A 926-nucleotide genomic window follows, 5' to 3' on the forward strand; every position below is an offset into this window, starting at 1 on the left:
CCCTCGCCGCCCTCACCCTGGGCCTGGTGGTGGTCCTCGCGGCCGGCCTGCAGCACGCCACCTCCGGCCGGGTCCCCGTCTGGACCGTCCTGGTCGGGGCTGCCACCGCGCTGGCCACCACCGTCCCCCACGGGCCCGGCCACCCCACCGCCCTGGCCGCGGTCGCCCTGGTCGCCGGGGTCCTCACCGCCCTGGTCGTGCAGGTCACCGCCCTGGGCGTGACACGCCTGGAGGGGGAGCGGTGAACGACCACACCCCCACCGGCACCCGCCGCACCACCCTGGCCGTCGCCGCGTTCCTCACCTTCGCCGTCGCCCTGGCCGTCACCGTCCTGGTGTGGCCGCTGCGCGACCCCGGGCCGTGGGTGACCACCACCCAGGTCGTCCACGCCGACCTCGACCCCGACGGGTCCGTCACCGACGCCCACCACCACCGCCGCCAGGAGGGCCCCGACGGCGCCGCACGCACCACGACCACCACCGTCCCCACCGACGAGCTGCCCGTGGTCGTGCAGGTCGTCTACCTGCTGGACGGCGACCCCGTCGACCCCGCCGACCTGCACGGCGCCGACGGCGACGTCGAGATGTCCGTCCGCCTGCGCAACACCACCGGTCGGCCCCAGGACGTGACCTTCACCGCCGCCGGCGACGACCTCACCGCCACCCTCGAGGTGCCCGTGCCGCTGCTCGCCGACGTCACCGTCGGCCTCCCCGGGTCGTGGACCCAGGTCGGGTCCACGACCGGGCGGGTCAGCGCCAGCACCGACGGCGGCACCACCGTGCGCTGGACCGCCGCCCTGTTCCCCCCGTTCGGCGACACCCTCGCCGACCTGACCGTCCGCGCCGCCGTCGACGACGCCCACCTGCCCGACCTGCGCGTGGACGCCGCCGCCGTGCGTGCGGACTCCGTCGACGCGTTCGCCGCCG

General features: G+C 77.0%; 1 protein-coding gene and 1 pseudogene. Both read left to right on the plus strand.

Annotated features, from left to right (window positions below; translation table 11 throughout):
- Positions 1 to 245, plus strand: a 245-nt coding sequence (locus N869_RS18115) for a hypothetical protein (protein ID WP_035063167.1), incomplete at its 5' end; no start/stop codon positions are given.
- Positions 242 to 926, plus strand: a pseudogene (locus N869_RS15485) (hypothetical protein); the annotation flags it as partial. The gene N869_RS18115 and the pseudogene N869_RS15485, both read left to right, overlap by 4 nt.

Source organism: Cellulomonas bogoriensis 69B4 = DSM 16987 (assembly GCF_000767165.1).
GTDB classification, from domain to species: domain Bacteria; phylum Actinomycetota; class Actinomycetes; order Actinomycetales; family Cellulomonadaceae; genus Actinotalea; species Actinotalea bogoriensis.